This window comes from Vibrio sp. Y176 (genome assembly GCF_033438945.1).
The window spans coordinates 1-712 of sequence record NZ_JAWOQS010000511.1; the positions used below are offsets into that span (position 1 = coordinate 1).

Annotated in this window: 1 protein-coding gene; it reads left to right on the forward strand. The window is 51.3% G+C overall.

The window, feature by feature from the left end; all coding sequences use genetic code 11:
* Nucleotides 1–712 (forward strand): 3,4-dihydroxy-2-butanone-4-phosphate synthase (locus R7O13_RS27025; protein WP_318305222.1); only part of this gene is annotated, 712 nt, incomplete at both ends.

Sequence of the window (712 nt, forward strand, 5' to 3'; positions counted from 1 at the left end):
AAAGCGGCAGACTTGGTTCAACCGGGGCATATTTTCCCTCTTGCTGCGCAAGATGGTGGTGTATTGACTCGCGCTGGTCACACCGAAGCAGGTTGTGACTTAGCTCGCCTGGCGGGGCTTGAGCCTGCTTCGGTGATTGTTGAGATTCTAAACGACGACGGCACCATGGCTCGCCGCCCTGATCTTGAAATCTTTGCTGAAAAACACGGCTTGAAGTTAGGCACTATTGCGGACCTTATCGAATACCGCAACAACACAGAAACGACCATTGAGCGTGTAGCTGAATGCAAACTGCCAACTGAGCACGGTGAGTTCACTTTGGTGACTTACAAAGACACCATCGACAATCAAGTGCATTACGCGATGTGTAAAGGTGATTTGGCCGGCGAAGCGCCGCTGGTTCGTGTGCATCTACAAGACGTATTTACCGATGTATTACGCAGTGACCGCAATGCAGAGCGCAGCTGGACGCTGGATAAAGCGATGAAGCGTATCGGTGAAGAAGGTGGTGTTCTGGTTGTTCTTGGCAATGAAGAATCAACCGAGTTGCTCATCCACCGCGTGAAGATGTTCGAAGCGCAAGATAAAGGCGAAGCACCGACTTTAGCGAAAAAGCAGGGCACGTCTCGCCGCGTGGGAGTGGGGTCGCAAATTCTTGCAGACCTTGGTGTTCACGATATGCGTCTTCTGTCTTCGACCAACAAAAAATACC